The sequence below is a fragment of the Marinobacter sp. F4216 genome, from assembly GCF_019931195.1.
GTDB classification, from domain to species: Bacteria; Pseudomonadota; Gammaproteobacteria; order Pseudomonadales; family Oleiphilaceae; genus Marinobacter; species Marinobacter suaedae.
The window spans coordinates 346,916-369,970 of the sequence record NZ_JAIOUO010000002.1; the positions used below are offsets into that span (position 1 = coordinate 346,916).

Sequence of the window (23,055 nt, forward strand, 5' to 3'; positions counted from 1 at the left end):
CCCAAGCATCTGCTAGGTTACATAATGTCGCCGTGGGCGATTTTCCAAGCTAAACAAAAATAAGGACGACATTATGAAAACCCGTGTGCTCGCAGCGGGCCAGCGGACGCTCGGCTTCGCGCTGGTACTGTCTGGCGCTGCCTTCCTGTCCGCGTGTTCAGATGGCGAAATAACCGCTAATCCGGACGCCATTGAAGATGCCATTTTGTTCCCAGGCGATGGAAAGCTCGAAGCTAACATTCGCCGCACCACAGATGGTGTGCCCCACATCACTGCAGATAACCTACAGTCAGCCGCGTTCGGCAATGGCTACGCTCAGGCACAAGATAACGTGTGCATGCTGGCAGAGGCCATAGTGAAGGCCCGTAGCGAGCGAGCGAAGTATTTCGGGCCCGGGCCTAACAGTATCAATATCATTAATGATTTCAGTTTCAAGGCCCAGAAGATTCTCAGTGGTGCAGAAGCGGAATTCGATTCACTGAGTGATGAATCACGAGCTTTGGTAGAAGGCTTCACTGCCGGTTACAACAAGTACATCGCCGAAACGGATCCCGCTGACTTGCCTCAGGAGTGTCGTAATCAGCCCTGGGTAACCGAAATTCAGCCTACGGACTTGTTGGCGCATTATCGCATTGTTGGTCAGTACGCGAGTGGTGCACTGTTCGCTACCGGGGCTGTTTTCATCGCCATTCCAGGAGAGGATCCGGTTGAGGCGGAACCAGTTCCTGTCATGGCCCAGACGAATGAGCCATTGCCCAGCGGTGTGGCTGAAAGTGCTCGTATTCTCGCAGCATCCCAATCCAACTTCGCGGACATGGGCTTGGCGAGTAATGCCTGGGGCATCGGCAGTGATATGACAGAGCAGGGCCGTGGCGCTCTGCTGGCGAATCCGCACTTCCCATACACTGGCCACCGGCGTCTTTATCAGGTCCAGATGACCGTTCCGGGGTATCTCAACATTAACGGCGCAGGTTTGCTCGGCACTGCGATTCCGCTGATCAACTTCAACGAGAATCTTGCTTGGTCCCATACAGTTACCACGAGTCGGCGTTTTACCGTATATGAGCTGACGCTGAAAGACGGTGATCCTCTCACGTATATCAAAGACGGCGAAGAGGTTCCGATCACCCAGGAAACGTTCCAGATTGAAGCAAGCCTGGGTGGGCCCACCCCTGTGATCTTGGAAAGAACTTTCTATTTCTCTGAGTACGGCCCCATGCTCTCGGGGAATGCCATCACAGCTGATCCGGATGAGGGCATAGTTGGGTTGCCCAAGTGGGGAGAGGCGAACAGGGCCTACACCTACCGAGATGCAAACGCCAACACGAGCGGGCTTCTGGATACTTGGTTGGGCATGAGTAGAGCCTCTAACCTGGAAGAGTTTAAAGAAGTTTTCAAAAACTGCGGCTCCACACTTTGGACCAACTCGACTTATGCCGATGCTGACGGCAATGCCTTTTATATTGACAGTAGCTCTGTTCCCAATTTGTCTCCTGAAGCACTGGGTTTAATCGAGTTTAAGCGCAAACTAAGCCCGGAATATGATGCTTTGTTTAGTGCAGGTTTAACCCTGTTGGATGGTAATACTTCAAGGGATGACTGGGTTGAAACTGAATGCGGGGGGCTTGTCACTTATGAACAGCGGCCGAAACTGCTGAGAACTGACTGGGTTCAGAACTCGAATTCCAGTTACTGGGCGACCAACCCTGCGGAATTCCTGACCGGGTATTCGCCCCTGTTCGGAGCTGAGAATGCGCCGTTGAACCCCCGAACCAGGCTCGGTATTAAGATGTTGCAAAATCCTTTGGAGCAGGGATTGGGGGATGCAGTGCCGCCGGCGGGTGATGACGGAAAGTTTGGTGCCGTGGATCTGATCAACGTGATCTGGAATAACCGTGCCTGGTATGCCGAAGAGTTCCTTCCCGAACTGCGTGAGCGGTGTTCATTGATCACAGCGACAGATCCGGTGGTCGATGGTGTTGATCTTACGCCGTGGTGCGCTCAGCTGCAGAACTGGGACAGTCTTTATGACCTCGATAGTGTGGGTGCTCACATTTTCAGGGTATTCATTGCTAACTATCAGGCCGACTTTATCGATTCTGACCTGACCGTAGAGTTTGACCCAGCTGACCCGGTTAACACGCCGACAGGTCCTTCGGAGGGTGACCGAGGAACGGCCGTGGATCCCATGCTGAGGGCGTTGGCAGCCGGTGTAAAGGCCCTTGAAGGGCAGGGGATTGCGCCTGAAGCCGAGCTTGGAAGTGTTCAATATTATCGGCCATCCGGTGATGTGCCTCCTGGCGGAACGCCCTTGTTCCAGAGTGAGCCCATTCCGTGGCATGGTGGCGATGGCAACATTGATGGAGCTTTCAACGCGATTGGTGTGGTGACGTCTCCGGTTATGGAAGATACGGTATTCCCCAGAATCGCCCCGACAGTTTTGGAAAACACGGCGCGTCTTTCTGATGGAAGCGATGGTATTGAAGGTTGGTTGATCGCTCGTGGCACCAGTTGGCATTTTGGACTGGAATTCACGGATAACGGTCCTGAAGCCTATGGTCTGGTGAGCTACTCCCAGTCGACGGACAGCCTGTCCGAGTTCTTCACAGACCAGTCCGAACGTTATTCCCGTAAAGATTACCGGAAGCTGTACCTTGATCCGGCAGAGATTGAGGCAAATGTCATTGACGAAGTGCAGGTTACTGGCGACGTCCAGTAATCACTCTGTCTAGAGATGAAATGAATCAGGGTCCTTCGGGGCCCTTTTTTATGGGTGCTACCTTCCTGTTCGTTGTTGATGCTTCCTGGGCGATTCTGTGCCTGTCCAATATTTTTGGCTGCCTGTACATGGTCTGATGCATTGCCCGGACTTGGAGTAGCCAGGAGTGCTGTTCGTGGATGAAGCGAGAAGGCTCCGCCAATTAGTTGGCCATTCCTCCAATGCTCGTTCCCTTCAGTCAGTAGGTTGGTTCGCTCTGATGAGCGGGTTCGATTCCTGTGATATCCACCCACTTTCTGTTTCTGTCTCTCGGGCGGGAGGAGCTCTGGGGGCAGTTCGGGGATTGTCTGGTCACAAGCATTTGAATACGGCAATAAAAAACCCCCGCCGAGGCGGGGGTTTTGCTTTTGCTACACCGTGAGCTGTGTCTTACGGTGCTGGCGGAGTGAACAGGATGTCTGCCTCACCAACCATTTGAGCAAAGGCGCTGGCGGGGGAAGCGGACACTGGTGTGCCATGGTTCACTTCATCCTCACCTTCCAGGGCCGGGAAGCCTTCCTGGGTGTAGGTGGCGAACAGCTCGCTATCCAGACCTTCATTGAAGATCAGGCTGAGTGGGCGGGACCCTGCCAGCGGTGCGTTAAAGCTGTCCACAGTCACAGGGAACTCGGTTCCATCAGGACCTTCCACATTGAAGGTGCCAGTCAGAGAAGCAATGCCCCAGAGCGCTTCGTCAGCTGCGTTCGGAATGACCGAGTCGCCCTCTACCTCGGAGATCAGGTAGGCCGCAGAACTGCTTGCGTTCAGGTTGTCAGCGAAGTTGATCGGATCAACCGTGTCAACTGCTGCCTGGAATACATTGAGGAAGGTTTCCAGGTTGGCATCGCCCTGAGCCAGGCCGTTTCCGCCGAGTCCTGCCAGGATCTGCGGTGCAAAGGTCGGAGAGTTCTCCAGCAAGCGCACAATGCCACCGCCCGGAGTGAGCATGTTAACGGCGGAAATGTCGTTGTAGGAAGACGGCACCAGCCCAGCTGACGTCTGAATGGCCGGCAGCTGGTTTGCATTGACGCTGGCGACAAACGGAGCGCCGGTGATAGTACCCAGAGAGTGACCAGCGAAGTTGAACTGAGCAGTGCTCAGGTCTGCACCACCGAAGCCGGTCAGATCCAGATCATTCAGGCTGACTCGCAGATTCATCTGATCCACAGCACTCTGACGGTTGTTGTCACGGGTGTTGAGGAAGTTCAGCAGGTTGATGAACAGGCTGCCGGAATCACCTTGGCCAGCCTCATAGTCGATCGCTGCGATTTGGCCGGGTGCCGGCGCGTAGACACCGAAGTGACGCTCGTTACCTTCCTGTGGTGCGAGGCCCGGGATTGTGCTTCCAGCGTTGGCTACAGAGTTTTCTGCACCTTCGAGGAAGAGGATGGCTTGGTCCAGTCCTGCAGCTTGTTCAGTCGTTAGGGTAGGGATCACGTCAATACTGCTACCACCATTCACGACTGTGGTGATTATTGCCTGAGCCGTTTCTGCATCTTGGCCGGTTGCTTGGCTCACGAAAGTGACATTTAGCTGGCCAGCAATCAGAGCGGCGTTGGTTGCTTCAGAAGGTGCCAGTGATGCTGGCAAACCTGCGGTCTGTCCGCCCTGGAGGATTCGGGTGGCCCACGCATCCTGCTCTTCCGCGGTAAAGGCAGCAACACCATGCAGCGGTTGGTCGATTGCGACTACGGTGTAGCCAAGCGTCGCCATGGCGGTACCGAACGTCAGAGCAGCACTCCGATCGGTGGTAATGCCATGCTGGAACATGATAACGCCCTTGGTGCTCGCACTCTGCGGGTAAATGAACAGCGCAGGCACATCAACGTCCGTTGTCTTCTTCGGGAACGGGAAGATGTAGTTGACCGCAGTGCTGTTGGTGGGGTCGGCTTGCGGGATGCTGAGACCCAGGTCCGCAAATACTGCGTTTAGACCGGCTGCAAGCGCGTTATCCGCTTTCCACGAGTTGGTCAGGATGTCGCTACTTGAGGTACCCAGGTAGTAGGGCAGGGATACGGTGCCTTCCAGGGCCAGTACTGTCGGGGGTGTGCCACCTCCTGCAGCGATCTGCCCAGCAACGCTTTGATATACAGAAGCGGCCGCCGATGAAACCAGGGCTACAGGTCTCGGCGTATTCACGCCGAAGTTAAAATCTTCTGCGCTCCGATTGTCGGGCGTTGGTGTGGGCAGGGCTGCTGACAGCTGCGCCGCGACACCAGTTGCCACACAGTCGATGAAATCTTCGCCTGGGGTTGTTGGGCAGTTGCCGTCAGGGTCTACTGCCGGACCGGCTACAATAGGGAATGCCTGGACGGCGAAAGTTGTGGATTTGGCGATGTCTGCGTAATCAAACTTTCCGTCTGCCTCCGGATCGAAGTCAGCGGCGTTAAATTCGCCATCGCCGTTGACGTCGAAATCGGCTGCTGTGATTTCGCCATCGTCATTGAAATCGTAGCCGGCTGCAACGGTCAGTGATGGGTCTTCAGGGTTTGCAGCAAACTTTGCTGCGCCAACCGTCTTCTTGGCAGTCTCGACTTTGACCGAGGCTGTCAGCTGGTCAGCAAACCAAGCCGCGGGCTCAGCAATGTACTGGAGAACCTTCTCGTCGTTCGAGGTAGTGAAGCTGTAGGACAATGCGATGTTGTCGGCTGTCAGTTCGCTGCCTTCGGGGCGGGCATTGTTGGTCAGCTGGAAGTAGTTGGTCGCGATGGTTTCCCACAGGCCGTTCATAATGGCGCGAACCGGCGCCAGTGATGAGGTGCCCAGCGGCTGCTCTTCGTCGGTAAGGTTGGCGTAGGACGGGGACTGTGCGATCGGGTCGCCGTTGATGTCCAGAACCTCGTTAGTCACCACAACAACGTAGCGTTTCTGCGGGTCGAGAGGCTTCAGAGGCAGCACGCGGATGGCGGACTGGCCGTCCAGTTCCACGACATCAGCCCGGTAGGCCGGGGACGACACACGGCCCAGCAGCTCACCAAAGGCAACTTCGTCACCACCAAGCGCTGTTTGAGCTGTCAGAGCGAGAGGAATAGTGGGTGGCTCGCTGTTGCTGAGTCCACGCAGTGGGTCGCCGCTGGCGTAGTCCAGTTCGATCAGGAAGATGTTTTGATTCGGGTTTGGAATGAGGCTTGTCGGATCTTCCGGATTGGCAAGAATAAACTCGCGCGAGTCAACCGAGTCGGCATCGATCATGCCGTTGAACTGGATAACCGCCGGAGCGACAGTGGATGCGCCGCTCAGTTCATTCAATGCGCTTGTCACAGGCGGCGTGGTGTCGGCTACGCCAAAGGTTCCGTCACCCTGCTCAGAATCAAAGATCAGGTCGTTGGGCAGCGGCAGTGCGCCCGTAACAGGGTTGAATTCTGGCCAGGTCTTACCATCGATGTCCGGGTTGTTTATCTGATAATCCGGATTCGCATTCGCCCCTGAGTCGGCGCTATCAAAGCAGCCGGTGAGTCCAAGGGAAGATGCCACGGCAACGCTTATTAGTGTTTTCTTAAACATGTGTGGAACCTTTTCCTGTTGTTGTGTCGTTATTGTCGGCTGCTCGCGGGGCCGGTCTTATCCGGTAAGCCCTTTGCCAGCGGCCTGTTCTGATCAAATTGGTTGTCGGAAGTTAAGAATGTAGCCAGCGCTAAATCCAATTTCTGTATCGTCGACTATAGCGAGACAAGTACAAAGTGTTGATCAGCCGAAAGTGTGATTCTTCCTCTAATTCCCATGTCCGGTAAGGGTGACTGTGCGGTTCCCTTGTTCAGGGGAATTTCTGGTAAACTCTCGCCTCTTAATTTTTCGAACTAGTGAAGCTCGGATCGAATTCAAGCTTGATGAGGCGCCTATGACCACCGTAATCCGCCAGGACGACCTGATTGAAAGCGTCGCGGACGCGTTGCAGTTTATTTCCTACTATCACCCTAAGGATTTTATTCAGGGTGTGTATGAGGCTTATAAAAAGGAAGAGTCACAGGCGGCCAAGGACGCCATGGCCCAGATTCTGATCAACTCCCGCATGTGCGCCCAGGGGCACCGCCCGATCTGCCAGGACACCGGCATCGTGACGGTGTTTGTCAACATTGGCATGCAGGTTCAGTGGGACTTTGACAAGCCACTGGATGACGTGATTAACGAAGGCGTTCGCCGCGCCTACACCCACCCGGACAACGTTCTGCGCGCATCTGTACTGGCAGATCCGGACGGTAAGCGCCAGAACACCAAAGACAACACCCCCGCCATCATCCACTACAAAATGGTTCCGGGTGACAAAGTTGAAGTACACGTGGCAGCCAAGGGCGGCGGTTCCGAGGCCAAGTCCAAGTTCGCCATGCTGAACCCGTCCGATTCCGTTGTTGACTGGGTTCTGAAGATGGTCCCACAGATGGGCGCCGGCTGGTGTCCGCCGGGTATGCTGGGTATCGGCATTGGCGGTACTGCTGAAAAGGCGATGGAACTGGCGAAGGAAGCCCTGCTGGATCCGATTGATATTCACGAGCTGCAGGAGCGTGGTGCCTCCAGCCGTGCGGAAGAGCTGCGTCTTGAGTTGTTCGACAAGGTGAACGATCTGGGTATCGGCGCCCAGGGGCTGGGCGGTCTGACCACCGTTCTGGATGTGAAAGTGAAAGATTACCCGACCCACGCGGCCAACAAGCCGGTGGCCATTATCCCGAACTGTGCTGCGACTCGTCACGCGCACTTCACTCTGGATGGCTCTGGCCCCTCACTACAGACTCCACCGAGCCTGGACGACTGGCCGGAAATCACCTGGGAAGTGGGCGAGAACGTGCGCCGGGTGAACCTGGATACGGTGACTCCGGAAGAAGCCAGAGAGTGGCAGCCGGGTGAAACCGTTTTGCTTTCCGGCAAGATGCTTACTGGCCGGGACGCCGCCCATAAGAAGATGGTCGACATGATCGAGAAGGGCGAAGAACTGCCGGTCAATCTGAAAGGTCGTTTCATCTATTACGTGGGCCCGGTTGATCCGGTTCGTGAAGAGGTGGTTGGCCCGGCTGGGCCGACCACCGCAACCCGTATGGACAAGTTTACCCACACCATGCTGGAGAAAACCGGCCTGACCGGCATGATCGGTAAGGCCGAGCGTGGCCAGGTGGCGATTGATGCTATCCGGGAATTTGGTGCGGTGTACCTGATGGCTGTCGGTGGTGCTGCCTACCTGGTGTCCAAGGCGATCAAGGATGCCGAGGTGGTGGCCTTCCCGGAACTGGGTATGGAAGCCATTTACGAATTTGAAGTGGAAGACATGCCGGTGACGGTTGCGGTGGACTCGCGCGGGTCTTCCGTACACCAGACTGGCCCGGCCGAGTGGCACGAGAAGATCATCGCGGCCAAAGCCGTCTGAGTGATCGCGTGACGTTCGGAAAAGGGGAAGCTTCGGCTTCCCCTTTTTTATGGCTGACTCAGGACGAGCAGCTAAGTGCCAGGCCTTTGCCGGAATCCGGTGGCAGGGCTGCGAAACGCTCGAACTCTGGCCACTCGTCGAAGGGCTTGGCAAGCACCGTGAGCAGATCGTTCATGGGGGTGTAATCCCCGGTTTTCGCCGCATCGATCACCTGTTGAGCCAGATGGTTTCGCAGAATGAATTTCGGGTTAACCGACAGCATCGCTTTGTCCCGTGCTTCGCCGGCTCTTTCTTCCTGCTCAAGCCGCTCGTTATAGCTCGCCAGCCAGTCGTCCGCTGCCTCCCGGTCCACAAACAGATCCCGTACCGGCGATGGGCCGCGGCTGTGGAGGTGACACAGGGCCCGGAAGAACGCGGTGTAGTCGACGCTGTGCCGGTGCAGCAGGTTGAACGTATCCATCACCAGTTGAAGGTCGCTGTCCTGCGCCTCTGCCAGCCCGAGCTTGTCACGCATGTTCTGCACAAAACGCTCGTTGTAGGTGGTTTCGTAATGACGAAGACTCCGGCGCAATGCATCTTCATCCATCAGTGGCAGCAGGGCGTTGGCTAGATACTGGCAGTTGGTATGGCCGATCTGGGGTTGGCGGTTGTAGGCGTAGCGCCCGCCCTGATCGGTACGGTTACAGATGTAACCAGCGTTGAAATCGTCCAGGAAGGCATAGGGGCCGTAGTCGAAGGTTTCGCCAAGGATGGACATGTTGTCGCTGTTCATCACGCCGTGGCAGAAGCCCACGGCCTGCCAGTCGGCGATGAGTCGGGCGGTACGTTTGGCGACGGATTCGAACCAGCTTTGGTAGCGCTCTTCTTCCGGGAGCTCGTTGAATTCCGGAAAGTGCAGGTCAATGACATGGTCCAGCAGTGTTTTCACCGCCGCCTTGCCCATGTGATAAGAAGCAAACTCGAAATGGCCGAAGCGGATATGGCTGGCGGTGACGCGCATGAGGGTGGCGGCGGTTTCGATGGTTTCCCGCTGGACCGGCTCGGTGGAGCTGGTCATGAAGAGCGCGCGGGTGGTGGGAATGCCCAGGCCGGCCATGGCTTCGCTGCACAAATACTCCCGGATGGTTGAGCGCAGTACCGCTCGGCCATCGCCGAACCGGGAGTAAGGCGTCTGGCCGGCACCTTTCAGGTGCCAGTCCCAGCGGCGGCCATCCGCCCCCACCGTTTCCCAGAGCAGCAGGCCCCGTCCGTCGCCCAGATCCGGGTTGTAGGCTCCGAACTGGTGACCGGTGTACTTCATGGCCACCGGATCCATGCCTTCTAACAGCTCGGCGCCGGCGCCGACCTGTGCCCACTCGTCGGGCCGGTCAGTCCGAAAGCCCATGTCTTCAGCTAACGCATGGTTGAAACACACGAGCCTGGTGTTTATCAGTGGTGTAGGCTGAACGCGGGTATAGAAACGCTCCGGTAGCTCCAGATAGCGATGTTCTACTCGGAAATCGTCATTGCTCATAAAGTGCCTGAACTCCCTTTGGTACGAAATCTGCTGCTACTGTTTTATAGGGACCACTCATCTGGTGAGAATCACGTGTCAGAACCTACATTGAATCAAACCGTCGCCGGCCTGATCGAGCAGGAGGCGCTCCCTATAGATTACGAGTCCACCGTTGAACAGACCATCATGCCGCTGGTGGATTATGTTGTGGCCTTGCAAGCCAGGGCTCAGTCCCCGGTGGTGATTGGCATTCATGGTGCTCAGGGTACCGGAAAGTCCACGCTGACGCTGTTCCTGCGGGAAATTCTCACCCGGCACCGTCACTGCCCCGCTGCCAGCTTCTCGCTGGACGATATCTACCTCACTCGGGCCGAGCGCCAGGAACTCTCACAGCAAGTACACCCTCTGTTTATCACCCGGGGCGTGCCTGGCACCCATGATGTGGCGCTGGGGCAGACGGTGATTGATCAGCTCCGGCTGGCAGATGCCAGCAGCGTTACGCCCATCCCCAGTTTTGACAAGTCCATTGATGATCGGTTGCCGGCTAGCCAGTGGCCGGGGCATGCGGGTGTGGCCAGCGTGATTCTGCTGGAAGGCTGGTGCCTCGGGGCCAGGCCAGAGCCGGATGGGGCATTGGCTGATCCCATCAATGCACTGGAGGCCCACGAGGACCCCGAGGGCATCTGGCGGAGGTATGTGAATGACTGCCTGAAAGGCCCCTACCACCGCTTTTTTGCACAGCTGGATGCGCTGGTGATGCTAAAGGCGCCGTCGATGGAAAGTGTTCTGGAATGGCGCACTTTGCAGGAACACAAGCTGGCTGCAAAACTGAAAAATGCACCAAAAGAAGGCGGTCAATCCCAAAGCGCACAGGCATTGCGCATTATGAGCGATGACGAGGTGCAGCGCTTCATTATGCACTACGAGCGCGTGACCCGTTTCTGTCTCACTGAGATGCCGGAACGGGCAGACGTTCTGATTGATGTGGCTGAGGATCACAGCCTCAGCCTGCCCCAATTCAAGAACAAGTGACGGAGGACCTGATGAATAAGCCCAGACTCGTGGTGATTTCGGATCTCGACGGTACGTTGCTGAATCACGATAACTACCGCTGGGACGCCGCCAGGTCAGCGCTTGAACGGCTTGAGGCAGCAGGGATTCCTCTGGTTCTCAATTCCAGTAAAACCGCGCCGGAGATCCGGGCGGTGAGGGCGGAGCTGGGTAACCAGGCACCCTTCATCGTGGAAAACGGCGCGGCTGTGGTTATTCCGGCAGACACCTTCGGGAACCCGGAAGAAGACGTGGTGAATTTTGGGGCATCCCGGGCGCGGGTACTGGAGGTGCTGGGGACTCTTCGAGAGGACGGCGCCCAATTTCGGGGCTTTAATGACCTGTCCGCCGAGGCGCTCGGAGATATTGCCGGGCTGGATGTGGCGTCTGCCGAACGGGCCAAGGATCGGCTGGGAACCGAACCTCTGTTATGGGATGGAACCGACGCCGAACTGGAGGAATTCCGCACTGCGCTGAGGGCCCAAAACCTGCGACTGGTGCAGGGCGGTCGCTTCTTTCATGCCATGGGCATCTTCGACAAAGCGGATGGGGCCCGCTTTTTGCTGGAAAAATACCGGGAGCAGTATGGCGATCAGCCGATGGTGGCGATTGCCCTCGGCGACAGCCCGAACGACCAGCACATGCTGGAATCCGCCGATATCCCGGTGGTGATTCGGGGCGTCCATAGTGACGAGGTGCAGTTGCCATCATCCAGGCACGCCATGCGCTCGATCAAGCCCGGCCCGGAGGGCTGGAATGAGTGCGTACTGAATCTTCTCTTTGAGTACGGGTATTGATACAGGAGAGCCACCGTGGGCGATTTCTACCAGAACGGAATAATTACAACACTGCATAACCTGGTCGATCGGCCGGTGGAAGACCTTGAAAGTGACTTGATGAAGTTCCGCAAGGAAAGGCCCATGTCGCTGGTGCTTCCCTCGCTGTATTCGGAACTCGAAGGGCCTGCCCTCAAGAACATTGTGCACGAGCTCACCAAGGTTCCCTACCTGGAGCAGGTTGTGATCGGGCTCGACCGGGCAAATGAGGAGCAGTATCGCCACGCCCTGGAATACTTCTCGGAGCTGCCGCAGAGCGACGTCAAGGTACTGTGGAATGACGGCCCACGCCTGCGGTCCATTGACCTGACGCTGCGGGAGCAAAACCTGGCACCCACGGAAATGGGTAAGGGCCGGAACGTCTGGTATTGCTTCGGCTATGTGCTGGCTGCGGGGTTGAGCAAGTCGGTCGCGCTGCACGATTGCGACATCCTGACCTACTCGCGGGACCTGGTGGCAAGATTGATCTACCCGGTGGCCAACCCCGGTTTCAACTACATGTTCTGCAAAGGCTATTACGCCCGTGTGGCTGATAAGCGAATGAATGGTCGGGTCAGCCGCTTGCTGGTCACGCCCTTGATCCGGGCCCTGAAGAAAGTGTGTGGCGCCAATGACTTTCTAGATTATCTGGACAGCTACCGGTACCCGCTGGCCGGGGAGTTTTCCTTCCGCACCGATGTGATCAACGACCTGCGAATTCCCAGTGACTGGGGGCTGGAAATCGGTGTGCTGTCGGAGATGAAGCGTAATTACGCCACCAACCGTCTGTGTCAGGTGGACATCGCCGATGTGTACGATCACAAGCATCAGGATCTGTCACCGGAGGATGCCAGCCGGGGTTTGTCAAAAATGAGCATGGATATCTCCAAGGCCCTGTTCCGGAAGCTGGCGACCAACGGTGAAATTTTCTCGAGCGAAAAGTTCCGCACCATCAAGGCCACCTATTTCCGGATTGCACTAGACTTCGTTGAAACCTACCAGAACGACGCCATCATCAACGGCCTGACTTTCGATCGACACAAAGAAGAGAAAGCGGTGGAACTGTTCGCCCAGAACGTGATGCGGGCGGGGGCGTATTTTCTGGATAATCCCATGGATACACCGTTCATCCCGAGCTGGAATCGGGTCACCAGTGCGATTCCGGATATCAAGGAGCAGTTATTCGAGGCGGTTGAGCGGGATAACGAGGAGTTCCGCCCATGACCCAGCCCCTCAGGGACAAGCTGGTGGCCATGCTTGACGTGGTCTACCCGGCCCTGGATTGCCAGTTTCTTGCTGACCAGTTGCTCAATACCATGGGGCTCGACCCGGGCATGCCGCCACCTCCGGCCCATCAGAACAACTGGGACGAGTCGGACATTATTCTCATTACCTATGCCGACACGGTTCAGAAGGAAGGGCAGAAGCCACTGGTCACGTTGCGCCAGTTCCTGAATGACTGTCTGTCCGAGACCATTTCGGCGGTACATATCCTGCCGTTCTTTCCCTACAGCTCGGACGATGGCTTCTCGGTCATGGATTATCTGGCGGTCAATGAATCACACGGTGGCTGGGAGGATATTGAAGCCATTGCCCGGGATTACAAACTGATGGCGGACCTCGTGGTGAATCACATGTCCGCCCGCAGCCGCTGGTTCGAGAATTTCCGCAAGCGGGTGGATCCGGGCAAGGACTACTTCTTCGAGGGCAATCCAAAGGATGACCTGAGTGCGGTGGTGCGACCAAGAACCTCGCCCCTGCTCAACGCGGTGCAGACCGATGATGGAGAGCGTTACGTCTGGTGTACCTTCAGCGAAGACCAGGTCGATCTGAATTTTGCCAACCCTCAGGTGCTGATCGAGTTTGCTGCCATCATCCGTTACTACCTGGAACGGGGAGTGGTTCTGTTCCGGCTCGATGCGGTGGCGTTCCTGTGGAAGGAGCCTGGCACGCCCAGCATCCACCTGCAGGAGACCCACGAGCTGATCAAGATCATGCGGCTGCTGATTGAGCATCACACCCCCGATGCCGTGGTCATCACCGAAACCAATGTGCCTAATCGGGAGAATCTCACCTACTTCGGTAATGCCAACGAAGCCCATGTGATCTACAACTTTTCGCTGCCGCCATTGCTGATCAATACCATGGTGACCGGTGACTGCCGGCACCTGAAAACCTGGTTGATGAGCATGCCTCCGGCCCAGCTGGGTACGACTTACCTGAATTTTATTGCCTCCCACGATGGGGTGGGGATGCGTCCCACGGACGGCTTGCTGGATGAGGACGAAAAGCAGCGTCTGATAAACACCATGACTTCGTTCGGCGGCAAGGTGTCGTACCGGCGTACGCCGGACGGCCTGGATCAGCCTTATGAGATTAACATTTCCCTGTACGATGCCCTGAAAGGCACTGTGCAGGGTGGCGCGGACCACTGGCAGCTCCAGCGCTTTATCTGCGCTCACACCATCATGCTGGCGTTGGAGGGGATTCCGGCGTTTTACATACACAGCCTTCTGGCGTCGGTGAACGATCTGGACCGGATGGAAAACACCGGGCGGCTGCGCTCGATTAACCGCAGCCAGTGGGAGATCGAGAAGCTGGAAACCGAGCTGGAGAATCCCCTGAGCCACCACAGCAAGGCCTATCACGAACTGACCCGCCTGATCGCTATCCGGCGCAAGCAGCCTGCGTTTCACCCCAATGCCACCCAGTTCACCCTGCACCTTGGCCTGCAGCTGTTTGGCTTCTGGCGCCAGAGCATGCGCCGGGACCAGTCGATCTTCTGCATTCACAACATCAGTAACGAGGTTCAGCAGGTGGCCCTGAGCACCATCAACCTGATTGGCACTGACCACTGGCGGGATCTGATTTCCGGCATGACTATCGACGATCAGGCGGGCACCATCACCCTGAAACCCTACCAGAGCGTTTGGTTGTCGAATCGTGACTAGGGCACAATGCCCGCATGTCCGATTCGACCACTGCCCGCAAACCCAGAATACTTGTTCTTTCTGCCTACGACGCCGGCAGCCATCGGCGCTGGCGGGAGCAACTGGTCGCCGGCCTTGATGGTTATGAATGGCACAGCCTGGCTCTGCCGCCACGCTACTTCCGCTGGCGGATCCGGGGCAACGCGCTGACCTGGCTCAATGAACCATTGCTAAATCAGCAATGGGATCTTCTTCTGGCCACCTCCATGGTCGATCTTGCCTCCATCCGGGGATTTCACCCCCATCTGGCTTCCATTCCCGCCGTTCTGTACATGCACGAAAACCAGTTTGCCTATCCGGAGTCCGAGGGGCAGCACCAGAGTGTGGACCCGCAGATGGTTAACCTTTACAGCGCGATTTCGGCAACGACGGTGGTGTTTAATAGTGACTGGAATCGTCGCAGCTTTCTGGCGGGCGTCGAGGCCCTTTTTCGAAAGCTTCCTGATGGGATTCCAGAAGGCGCACCGGAGAGGCTGGCTGCGAAGTCACAGGTTGTTCCGGTGCCGGTTGAGGAGAGGCTTTTCCGAGAGCGCCAGAGACCACCAGATACCGACTGCCCGCACCTGTTGTGGAATCACCGGTGGGAGTACGACAAGGGCCCGGACCGGTTGCTGATGTTGCTGGATGAATTGCTCCTGCAGGGGCAGAACTTCCGTCTGAGTGTGGTCGGCGAGCAGTTCCGGCAGCAGCCCAAGGAATTCGAGTCTATTCTTGAGCAGCATGGTGACCGCATCGTGCACTGGGGATTCCTGGCGGATCGGAGCCAATACGACAAGCTGCTTCAAGAGGCAGATGTTGTGATTTCAACCGCCGTACACGATTTCCAGGGGCTGTCGATGCTTGAGGCCATGGCATCAGGGTGCCTGGCACTTGCGCCGGACCGTCTGGCCTATCCCGAGTATGTTCCCGCGTCGCAGCTGTATCCGAGCGTTTCCGGCCAGCCGGACAGGGAAGCTGAGGGTGCTGCGCGGCAGCTCATGAATATGCTTGCATCTGTTACGGTGGCCAGCGTACCTGAAGAATGGCGCGAAAGTCGCCTGCTGACCGCATATGAGAAGATGATCCATACAACGCTGGAAACACATCGGTTATCCTGACGCAACGTTCCAAAGGCAAAGAGCTCAGACATGATGAAAGCAATCACGGTAAGCGGCGGTAAGCTGAACTGGGGAGACCACGAAACCCCGAAAGAGTTGCCTGCCGACCACGTGGAAATCGAGGTAGTCTGGACCGCCATCAATCGCGCCGACCTGATGCAAAGGGCCGGTCTTTATCCGCCTCCTCCCGGGGCATCCGAGATACTGGGGCTGGAAGTCAGTGGCCGAATTGCGGCTGTTGGGGAAGAAGTGGCAGAGTTTGCCGTCGGCGATGAGGTCTGTGCCCTGCTGACCGGAGGCGGTTACGCCACCCGGGTGACGGTACCTGCAGTGCAGGTGTTGCCCATTCCCAGGGGATTCAGCCTCCGGCAGGCTGCTGCGATACCGGAAGTGTTTGCCACCGCCTGGCTGAATCTATACATGGAAGCCGGTTTGAAGCCGGGGGAGCGGGTTCTCCTGCACGCCGCTGCCAGTGGCTTGGGCACTGCGGTTATCCAGCTGGCGACGGCCTTTGGCAACCCGGTCTTTGCCACAGCCGGCAGTGCCGAAAAGCTGGAGGTATGCAAACAGCTGGGCGCGTCAGGCCTCTGGGATCGAAACGATGGTTCCTTCGTGGACGCGGTGAAGTCCTGGGGTGGTGGCGTTGATATGGTGCTTGACCCCGTCGGCGGGAAGTACATCGCCGATGATCAGAAAGTTCTGAATGTGGATGGGCGGATTGTGCTGATCGGTTTGATGGGGGGCCGAATGGCGGAAGTGGATCTGGGACTGATGCTGGTTAAACGCCATCAGCTGATCGGCTCAACCCTTCGGTCCCGGACCGTGGAGGACAAGGGGCGGGTTATGCAGGAGTTGCACAAGCGTGTCTGGCCCTTGCTGAGCGCCGGTCAGATTGAGCCCGTCATCGATTGCGACTGGCCTGTCACCGAGGCCGAGGAAGCCATGGCTTATGTCGCGGAGAACCGTAATACCGGTAAGGTGCTGCTGAAAGTATCCGATTAGCGCAGCTGGTGTGCTGTCCTGTGTGCTCGGGAGGAGGATTACTTGGGGTCTTTCTCACCGAGCCAGGTCTGCGGAACCACAAAAATCCTGCGAACCTCGCGCCATTCCCCCCTGGTTTGATCCTGTTCGAGCTCCGCGAACAGCCGCGGCACACGAAGCTCGTCGACAGAGTTCAGTCGTTCGTTTGTGTCGTCAGGGCTCGGTGGCTGGTTTTGTCGCCACGGGCCTACCCAATGGGGCTTTCGAAGTTCAATCCAGTGTGATGTATCCATGGTTTCCGCGTCCCTGGCGTAAACCCACCAGCCCCTGAGGTGATCAGCCGGCGCGTCGGATGGCGGATTCAGAAATTCGCCCAGGGGATAGAACAGGTATCCTGGCATAAAGAGGCGGCATGGAAGCGGGCCTTTTATTCCATGCATCGCCAGGGTTTCTATCCCCTCGGGCTCTTCGGTACGTCTGCTCTGGTGGTTGATTAGGAGATCCCGTTTCAGGTCCAGCCGGTCCCGGGCGTTTGGGCCAAACCACTTTGCGTCACCGTTCCCATTCGGAACGCTCAGATAGTACTTGATGGCAATTTCATGGTGTTCAATACGGTCGTCTGTGGTGTTGTGAACGACGAAATCCAGCTCACCCAGGGTCCGGCCCTCGGACTGGATTTGCAGATTCTTGAGCAAAACCTGCCAGCCGAGCAGATCGGTCAGGAGGACTTCGTAGAGTTGCTCAAAATAATAACCGAGGCGCTTGGGTGGCGATTCCATTCGCAGGCGCTCGGGCATGCTTGACGGGTATTTATCCCAGTGCGTCAGCTTTTCCTGGTAGCCCGGCGGCAGATGATCTGAAGGCCTGAACACAGATCGCCCCTTAATCAGTTGAGGGGCGGTACACAGCCAGGCCAGGTGCCGCACGGCCGGGTGGTTGAAGTCGAAGAGTTCCGTGGTATGTTCGCGGCTGTTCATTGTTTCAGAATACCCTAAACTTTGAGGTTGGTAAGGGGCTCTCGAAACTGAATTCCGTACCACCAACGAGGTGTCCTGATATGCAATACCTTCACACTATGATCCGGGTTTCCAACCTGGAGGAAACGCTGCACTTTTTCTGTGATCTGCTGGGGATGAAGGAGATCAGTCGCAAGAGTAGCGAGAAAGGCCGCTTCACTCTGGTGTTCCTCGCGACCCCCGATGATGAAGCGCGTGCCCGGCAAGACAAGGCGCCCATGATCGAGCTGACTTACAATTGGGATCCCGAGGAGTACTCCGGGGGGCGGAATTTTGGTCATCTTGCGTATCGCGTTGATGATATCTACGCACTGTGTGAACACTTGCAGGCGAATGGGGTAACCATTAACCGCCCCCCGAGAGACGGTCATATGGCGTTTATTCGCACGCCGGATAATATTTCCATTGAACTGTTGCAAAAGGGTGAGGCCTTGCCGCCGAAGGAGCCCTGGGCCAGCATGGAAAATACCGGAACCTGGTAAGCGTCCAGGGAGTTGGACAACCAGGGAACTCATTCATTTCGTAGGTAACGCAAGATCAGGGAGATCTGTTAATAACATGGAACGTTTTATGGAAGATTGGCAAGGATGCCTGTCCCCCGAATGCCAGGTAGCACTGGTGCAGGCGCGGGACGGGGTGCATCAGCGCGGTGGCTCGGTTGTCACCGCCGAGGATTATCTGCTGGCACTGCTGGAATCCTGTACCTCGGTAACCGCCTTCTTGCACCGGGCCGGAGTGGATCTCGATGAACTGGTGAGAACCGTTCAGTGTGAACAGCCGGTGGTGACGGAAGTCGGCCGGGAAGGGTTTCTGTCGTCCCAGCTACTGGCCTGGTTTGCAGAGGCCAGGGAGGTTTGCGACCAGTCCTGGCTTGATTGGAGTGTTCTGCTTCGGGTACTGGTCTCGGGAATGGAGCGCCTGCGTGACAAGGCCTACGTGGCGGTTCTTGAAGTGGTAGTGACCTGGCCCGATGCCACCGCTCTGCTGCCTCACGATGCATCGAAGGATCCCTCTGTCCCATTGGTCGTCACTGACAGCGACTGGCTCCTGGTTGCCGAGGATATAACTGTCTCGCTGGCCTCATCGCCGCAATCGCTGGTCTGGCTCATGGGAGTCCGTGGGGCAGGTAAGTCCAGTCTGCTTCAGTTTGCCCTCGGCGAACTGGAGTTGGACCATCATGTTGTGAATCCGAGGACTGACCAGAGCCTGTTCGAATTGGCACGGTGTCAGGAGAGTGAGGGAACCGACTCTCTGGCTTCCGCCTCTGCCTCTGTGCTGGTTCTGGATAACTGCTCCCCGGCCGACCTTATGGTTCTCGTCGAACGCACAGAAACGCAGTTGTTGGATGTGCTTGCCAGCTGGCAGGGGCCAATACTGCTGGTGGGAAATTCATCCAGCCCTGCCGACTGTTCGCGGCTGGAGCACTGGTTGGGGCGGATGATTGACGTGATTGATATGCCTTCAACGAGTGCTGGCCAGAAAGAGGCGATTCTCGTGGCGCATCAGCCCTTGATCGAAAAACGCTGGCAGATCGAAATCCCTGTTTCAGTGATTCGGTATGCCGCAGGTTGCCGGGATCCTTCTGTTATGTGGCCCGGTGACCTGCTGCGTTGGGTGGAGCGGGCAGCTGCGCGGCTGGACCTGTTTGCCCGACGTGGTTCAGGCGAATCGATGGCGATGTCGGGGCAGCTGGCGTCGTTGCGCCGTCAAGCTCTGTTGGAATTGGCTCGTCGTGAACCTGCCAGTGCCATTGCGGCTTCCCTTGATGAGCTGCAGTTGAGCAAAGCGGCGGTTGAAGTCGCCTGGTTCGAGCGCAAGGCCGCCGGCACGCTCAGGCACTTAAGCGTGGATGATTTGAGCAGCGAGCTGGCTCGATGGGTTGCAGCAAAGCGTTGACCGGTTCAGTATTGCCGGCAGAATCGTAATCAGGTTGGAGACACAACGGGTGAAGGATCTGGAGATTTATGTCCGCGACCTCGAGGCAGGCGCGGTATCCCAGTGGTTGGAGGGGCAGCTGGACCAGTTGGAACTGGATGACAGTCAGGTGGACTCCGTCATCAAGGGAACGGCCCTGTTTCAGGGGGCTGGTCTGCGAATTACGCTGTATCCCGGTGCGTTTGGAAAGCGGTTTACATCGCTGGTGATGGAAGGTGAAGCACTGCCCTGGTCGTCCGACCTGGACTGCGCACGCAGCGCATGGCGGTCTTTGGATACCGAAGTCCGGTGCAGCCCCGGAGACTGGATGGAAGGGGACCCGGTTGAAGATGAAAAGTGGTGGCGCCTCGATCACCGAGGGGAGCACCTGGTTAACTGGAACTAAAAAAGGCAGCCCGAGGGCTGCCTTTTTCGTGATTGGCGGCGTGATCAGTCGCTGAGAATAGACACGTTGTCTGCCTGCAGGCCCTTGTCGGCCTCAACCACATTGAAGCGCACCAGTTGACCCTGGCGCAGGACACGGCGGCCGCGACCGCGAATGGCGCGGAAGTGAACAAACACTTCGTCACCGCTGTCACGCACGATGAAGCCGAAGCCCTTTTTCACATTGAACCACTTAACAGTGCCTTCTTCGTCACCCTCTGGGGTGCTGTCGTCATAGTCGTCGTCCTCCTCGTAGTTCTGCTGGGCCGACTGGTATGTGTTTCTGCGTGCGGTTTGTTGCTTACCTGCCAGTGCTGCAACGAGGAAGCCGGCAATACCAAAAAGAACAAAACTGATCAGGTAGGCTGCGATACCCCGGTTGCTGCCCAGAGCCTCGACCAGGTCACCGGCGGCAATCAGTCGAAGGGGTTCGGGGGTGTAGGAAAGCAGGGTAGCCAGAATCAGTGGTGCGGGAATGGCGATCAGGATGGCAACGAGGATCGCTTTGGCTGGATTACGCATTGACTGAACTTTCTCCATTTTTGTAACGCTAACGATAAAGAACCGGATGTCGGGTAAACTCTGACACTCGGTCGGTGAAAACCGCCGGCCATCCGAACCGTGGAGACACTGGCGGGCAAAAGCGGCATGATACCAGATTATTCCGAACGCTGACCAAGGGGATAATCGTTGTTGTCTTAAGCAATTACGTCAGCCACGGAGTCCTGACGGGGAGCGTTTGACTAGCTATGACGGATAAAAATCTCGAAACCAGAATGGACGAACTGGAAGTGCGTCTGGCCTTTCAGGACGATATTATCAACACCCTCAGTGATCAGTTGGCGAAACAGGAGCTGGAGTTGCGCGAATTGTGGGAGGCCAAGCGCTTGCTGCACAAGCAGGTCAGGGAACTCTCGCCGTCAAACATCAAGAGTGAGGAAGACGAAACGCCGCCTCCCCACTATTGATTCCGCTTCAGGCGAGCAGTTCGATGAGGATCTGCTCGTAGATCTGCGAGAGCGTGTCCAGATCCTCAATACTCACGCATTCATTCACCTTGTGAATCGTCGCATTGATAGGTCCCAGCTCTACCACCTGAGCGCCGGTGGGTGCGATGAAGCGGCCATCGGATGTGCCACCCGACGTAGACAGCTCTGTATCCCGACCGGTGACCTTGCTGATAGCCGCCTGAGTGGCTGACACCAGAGCACCTTTGTCGGTAAGGAACGGGCGTCCGCTCAGTTGCCACTTCAAATCGTACTTCAGGTTGTGGCGGTCCAGGATCGCCACGACCCGCTCTTCCAGGCTCTCTGCGGTGCTTTCAGTACAGTACCGGAAGTTGAAGTGCACCAGGCATTCACCCGGGATTACATTGCTGCCCGTGCCGGCTTCCACTTTGGTGATCTGGAAAGTCGTAGGCGGGAAAAAATCGTTTCCACCGTCCCAGAATTCATTGGCCAGGGCGTCGAGGGCCGGCGCCACTGAATGAACCGGGTTTTCCGCCAGATGCGGATACGCTACGTGGCCCTGAATGCCATGAACGGTCAAATGGCCGTGTAATGAGCCCCGGCGACCGTGCTTGATCACATCGCCAACCTCTTTGGTGCTTGAAGGCTCACCAATCAGGCACCAGTCGATCTTTTCGTTGCGATCTTCCAGGGTTTTAACCACCTTGACGGTACCGTCCAGCGCCGGGCCTTCCTCATCGCTGGTGATAAGCAGGGCGATAGAACCCCGGTGTTCAGGATAGGCGGCGACGAAACGCTCACAGGCCGTAACGAAGGCCGCCAGGCTGCCCTTCATATCCGCTGCTCCGCGGCCCCAGAGGTAACCGTCTTCAACGACAGGATCGAACGGAGCGTGATCCCAGTTTTTCTCGGGACCGGTAGGCACCACATCGGTGTGGCCGGCAAAAGCGAGCACCGGGCCCTCTGAGCCCTTCCGGGCCCAAAGGTTGTCAACCTCGCCAAAACACAGTTTCTCTGCGTTGAAACCCAGAGGTGCAAGCCGGGACATCATCAGGTCCTGGCAGCCGGCGTCTTCGGGAGTCACCGATGGCCGGCTGATCAGGTCCCTGGCAAGTTCGAGGGTGGGGGAATCAGTTGTTTGCATGCAGCTCTTCGTTCAGCTCGATGGCGGACTTGTTGGTCTTGCACTCCACGGCGCCAGTCTGGCTGTTGCGGCGGAAGAGCAGGTCCGGCTTGTTGGCGAGATCGCGGGCTTTAATGACTTCGACCAGTTCGTTGTGGTCGTCCAGCAGTGCCACTTTAGTGCCGGCGGTAATATAGAGACCGGCTTCGACGGTGCAGCGATCGCCCAGCGGGATGCCGATACCGGCGTTGGCGCCGATCAGGCAGTTCTCGCCAACAGAAATGATAATGTTGCCGCCGCCAGAAAGCGTGCCCATGGTGGAGCAGCCGCCGCCCAGGTCAGAGCCCTTGCCGATCATCACGCCGGCAGAGATGCGGCCTTCAATCATGCTGGTGCCTTCTGTGCCGGCATTGAAGTTGATGAAGCCTTCATGCATCACGGTGGTGCCTTCACCCACGTAGGCGCCGAGGCGCACACGGGCGGTGTCTGCAATGCGCACACCGCTCGGAACCACGTAATCGGTCATCTGCGGGAACTTGTCCACCGATTTCACTTCCAGAGTGCGGCCTTCAATACGGGCCTGCAGTTGGCGTTCCGGAAGTTCTTCCAGGTCAATGGCGCCTTCGCTGGTCCAGGCCAGGTTCGGCAGCAGGCCAAAGATGCCGTCCAGCTTCAGGCTATGGGGCTTGGCCAGACGGTGGGAAATCAGATGCAGTTTGAGGTACACCTCTGGCGTGCTGGAGGCCGCATCGTCGGTATCAAGGATGGTCACGGCGACGGGGCGAGAGCTCTGGGATGCCTTTTCCGCCAGAATGGCCTGCGTGGTTTCGCCGGCCCGGCGCAGGGCGCTCGCCAGTTCTGACAGCTGTTCCGCTTTTGCCTGAATGGCCTGGTTGCCGCCCTGATAGCCCAGGGTGTTGCTCACCACTTCCATCAGGACACTGCCGGGGGCCATAACCGGCTGCTGGTAAAAAACCTCCAGCCAGTCGCCCTTTTTGTTCTGGGTGCCGATACCGATTCCGAATGCGAAACTCATCAGGTGTTTGCTCCT

18 protein-coding genes are annotated in these 23,055 nt (G+C 57.2%); 12 read left to right on the forward strand and 6 right to left on the reverse strand.

Annotated elements, in window-relative coordinates:
- Window positions 1-205 precede the first annotated feature (205 nt).
- The gene (locus K8I84_RS02150; RefSeq protein WP_223793078.1) at window positions 206-2,719 is read left to right on the forward strand and encodes a penicillin acylase family protein; all 2,514 of its coding nucleotides are present in this window, start codon (window positions 206-208) and stop codon (window positions 2,717-2,719) included.
- 429 nt (window positions 2,720-3,148) lie between these two features.
- On the opposite strand, the gene K8I84_RS02155 is transcribed toward K8I84_RS02150, so the two are convergent.
- The gene (locus K8I84_RS02155) at window positions 3,149-6,262 is read right to left on the reverse strand and encodes a hypothetical protein (protein WP_223793079.1); all 3,114 of its coding nucleotides are present in this window, start codon (window positions 6,260-6,262) and stop codon (window positions 3,149-3,151) included.
- 334 nt (window positions 6,263-6,596) lie between these two features.
- On the opposite strand from K8I84_RS02155, the gene K8I84_RS02160 reads away from it, so the two are divergent.
- The gene (locus K8I84_RS02160) at window positions 6,597-8,111 is read left to right on the forward strand and encodes a fumarate hydratase (RefSeq protein ID WP_223793080.1); all 1,515 of its coding nucleotides are present in this window, start codon (window positions 6,597-6,599) and stop codon (window positions 8,109-8,111) included.
- Window positions 8,112-8,169: 58 nt separating this feature from the next.
- On the opposite strand, the gene K8I84_RS02165 is transcribed toward K8I84_RS02160, so the two are convergent.
- Window positions 8,170-9,624 carry a protein adenylyltransferase SelO gene (locus K8I84_RS02165; RefSeq protein ID WP_223793081.1) on the reverse strand — a complete coding sequence of 485 codons (1,455 nt, stop codon included), beginning with the start codon at window positions 9,622-9,624 and terminating at the stop codon, window positions 8,170-8,172.
- Between the two features lie 75 nt (window positions 9,625-9,699).
- Here K8I84_RS02165 and K8I84_RS02170 point away from each other — a divergent pair, with 75 nt between their 5' ends.
- The 6 genes from K8I84_RS02170 to K8I84_RS02195 are packed head-to-tail and all read left to right on the forward strand — an operon-like array spanning window position 9,700 to window position 16,560.
- The gene (locus tag K8I84_RS02170; protein ID WP_223793082.1) at window positions 9,700-10,638 is read left to right on the forward strand and encodes a hypothetical protein; all 939 of its coding nucleotides are present in this window, start codon (window positions 9,700-9,702) and stop codon (window positions 10,636-10,638) included.
- Window positions 10,639-10,649: 11 nt separating this feature from the next.
- Window positions 10,650-11,453, forward strand: a complete 804-nt coding sequence (locus K8I84_RS02175) for an HAD-IIB family hydrolase (protein ID WP_223793083.1) — start codon at window positions 10,650-10,652, stop codon at window positions 11,451-11,453.
- Window positions 11,454-11,468: 15 nt separating this feature from the next.
- Entirely contained in the window at window positions 11,469-12,695 is a 1,227-nt protein-coding gene (locus K8I84_RS02180) for a glycosyl transferase (protein ID WP_223793084.1), read from the forward strand.
- Window positions 12,692-14,422 (forward strand): sugar phosphorylase, encoded by a 1,731-nt coding sequence (locus tag K8I84_RS02185; RefSeq protein ID WP_223793085.1) that lies wholly within the window; start codon window positions 12,692-12,694, stop codon window positions 14,420-14,422. The genes K8I84_RS02180 and K8I84_RS02185 overlap by 4 nt, the downstream gene beginning before the upstream one ends.
- 14 nt (window positions 14,423-14,436) lie before the next feature.
- Window positions 14,437-15,558 carry a DUF3524 domain-containing protein gene (locus K8I84_RS02190; RefSeq protein WP_223793086.1) on the forward strand — a complete coding sequence of 374 codons (1,122 nt, stop codon included), beginning with the start codon at window positions 14,437-14,439 and terminating at the stop codon, window positions 15,556-15,558.
- 33 nt (window positions 15,559-15,591) lie between these two features.
- Window positions 15,592-16,560, forward strand: coding sequence for an NAD(P)H-quinone oxidoreductase (locus K8I84_RS02195; protein WP_411722650.1), 969 nt, complete (start codon window positions 15,592-15,594; stop codon window positions 16,558-16,560).
- A gap of 38 nt (window positions 16,561-16,598) precedes the next feature.
- Here K8I84_RS02195 and K8I84_RS02200 read toward each other — a convergent pair whose 3' ends face one another.
- Window positions 16,599-17,516 carry a DUF1853 family protein gene (locus tag K8I84_RS02200; RefSeq protein ID WP_223793088.1) on the reverse strand — a complete coding sequence of 306 codons (918 nt, stop codon included), beginning with the start codon at window positions 17,514-17,516 and terminating at the stop codon, window positions 16,599-16,601.
- 80 nt (window positions 17,517-17,596) lie between these two features.
- Between K8I84_RS02200 and K8I84_RS02205 the strand changes: the two genes are divergently transcribed.
- From K8I84_RS02205 to K8I84_RS02215, 3 genes are all read left to right on the forward strand, one after another.
- The gene (locus tag K8I84_RS02205; RefSeq protein ID WP_223793089.1) at window positions 17,597-18,037 is read left to right on the forward strand and encodes a VOC family protein; all 441 of its coding nucleotides are present in this window, start codon (window positions 17,597-17,599) and stop codon (window positions 18,035-18,037) included.
- An 88-nt stretch (window positions 18,038-18,125) separates the two neighbouring features.
- Entirely contained in the window at window positions 18,126-19,451 is a 1,326-nt protein-coding gene (locus K8I84_RS02210; RefSeq protein ID WP_223793090.1) for a hypothetical protein, read from the forward strand.
- A 49-nt stretch (window positions 19,452-19,500) separates the two neighbouring features.
- Complete coding sequence (locus K8I84_RS02215) at window positions 19,501-19,875, forward strand: hypothetical protein (protein ID WP_223793091.1); 375 nt, start codon at window positions 19,501-19,503, stop codon at window positions 19,873-19,875.
- Window positions 19,876-19,919: 44 nt separating this feature from the next.
- Here the strand turns inward: K8I84_RS02215 and K8I84_RS16960 are convergent, their stop codons facing one another.
- Window positions 19,920-20,435, reverse strand: coding sequence for a cold-shock protein (locus K8I84_RS16960; RefSeq protein ID WP_302910314.1), 516 nt, complete (start codon window positions 20,433-20,435; stop codon window positions 19,920-19,922).
- Between the two features lie 227 nt (window positions 20,436-20,662).
- Here K8I84_RS16960 and K8I84_RS02225 point away from each other — a divergent pair, with 227 nt between their 5' ends.
- Window positions 20,663-20,881 (forward strand): SlyX family protein, encoded by a 219-nt coding sequence (locus tag K8I84_RS02225; protein WP_223793092.1) that lies wholly within the window; start codon window positions 20,663-20,665, stop codon window positions 20,879-20,881.
- A gap of 7 nt (window positions 20,882-20,888) precedes the next feature.
- Here the strand turns inward: K8I84_RS02225 and dapE are convergent, their stop codons facing one another.
- Together dapE and dapD are read right to left on the reverse strand one after the other, a co-directional pair.
- On the reverse strand, window positions 20,889-22,025 hold the full coding sequence (gene dapE / locus K8I84_RS02230) for a succinyl-diaminopimelate desuccinylase (RefSeq protein ID WP_223793093.1): 1,137 nt from the start codon (window positions 22,023-22,025) through the stop codon (window positions 20,889-20,891).
- Window positions 22,012-23,040 carry a 2,3,4,5-tetrahydropyridine-2,6-dicarboxylate N-succinyltransferase gene (gene dapD / locus K8I84_RS02235; protein WP_223793094.1) on the reverse strand — a complete coding sequence of 343 codons (1,029 nt, stop codon included), beginning with the start codon at window positions 23,038-23,040 and terminating at the stop codon, window positions 22,012-22,014. The genes dapE and dapD overlap by 14 nt, the downstream gene beginning before the upstream one ends.
- Window positions 23,041-23,055 lie beyond the last annotated feature (15 nt).

What these genes read in the sequence shown, in the direction of transcription:
- K8I84_RS02155 (WP_223793079.1), bottom strand. Translation starts at nt 6,262, where the DNA reads ATGTTTAAGAAAACACTAATAAGCGTTGCCGTGGCATCTTCCCTTGGA.
- K8I84_RS02160 (WP_223793080.1), top strand. Translation starts at nt 6,597, where the DNA reads ATGACCACCGTAATCCGCCAGGACGACCTGATTGAAAGCGTCGCGGAC.
- K8I84_RS02165 (WP_223793081.1), bottom strand. Translation starts at nt 9,624, where the DNA reads ATGAGCAATGACGATTTCCGAGTAGAACATCGCTATCTGGAGCTACCG.
- K8I84_RS02175 (WP_223793083.1), top strand. Translation starts at nt 10,650, where the DNA reads ATGAATAAGCCCAGACTCGTGGTGATTTCGGATCTCGACGGTACGTTG.
- K8I84_RS02185 (WP_223793085.1), top strand. Translation starts at nt 12,692, where the DNA reads ATGACCCAGCCCCTCAGGGACAAGCTGGTGGCCATGCTTGACGTGGTC.
- K8I84_RS02190 (WP_223793086.1), top strand. Translation starts at nt 14,437, where the DNA reads ATGTCCGATTCGACCACTGCCCGCAAACCCAGAATACTTGTTCTTTCT.
- K8I84_RS02195 (WP_411722650.1), top strand. Translation starts at nt 15,592, where the DNA reads ATGAAAGCAATCACGGTAAGCGGCGGTAAGCTGAACTGGGGAGACCAC.
- K8I84_RS02200 (WP_223793088.1), bottom strand. Translation starts at nt 17,516, where the DNA reads ATGAACAGCCGCGAACATACCACGGAACTCTTCGACTTCAACCACCCG.
- K8I84_RS02205 (WP_223793089.1), top strand. Translation starts at nt 17,597, where the DNA reads ATGCAATACCTTCACACTATGATCCGGGTTTCCAACCTGGAGGAAACG.
- K8I84_RS02210 (WP_223793090.1), top strand. Translation starts at nt 18,126, where the DNA reads ATGGAAGATTGGCAAGGATGCCTGTCCCCCGAATGCCAGGTAGCACTG.
- K8I84_RS16960 (WP_302910314.1), bottom strand. Translation starts at nt 20,435, where the DNA reads ATGCGTAATCCAGCCAAAGCGATCCTCGTTGCCATCCTGATCGCCATT.
- K8I84_RS02225 (WP_223793092.1), top strand. Translation starts at nt 20,663, where the DNA reads ATGACGGATAAAAATCTCGAAACCAGAATGGACGAACTGGAAGTGCGT.
- dapE (WP_223793093.1), bottom strand. Translation starts at nt 22,025, where the DNA reads ATGCAAACAACTGATTCCCCCACCCTCGAACTTGCCAGGGACCTGATC.
- dapD (WP_223793094.1), bottom strand. Translation starts at nt 23,040, where the DNA reads ATGAGTTTCGCATTCGGAATCGGTATCGGCACCCAGAACAAAAAGGGC.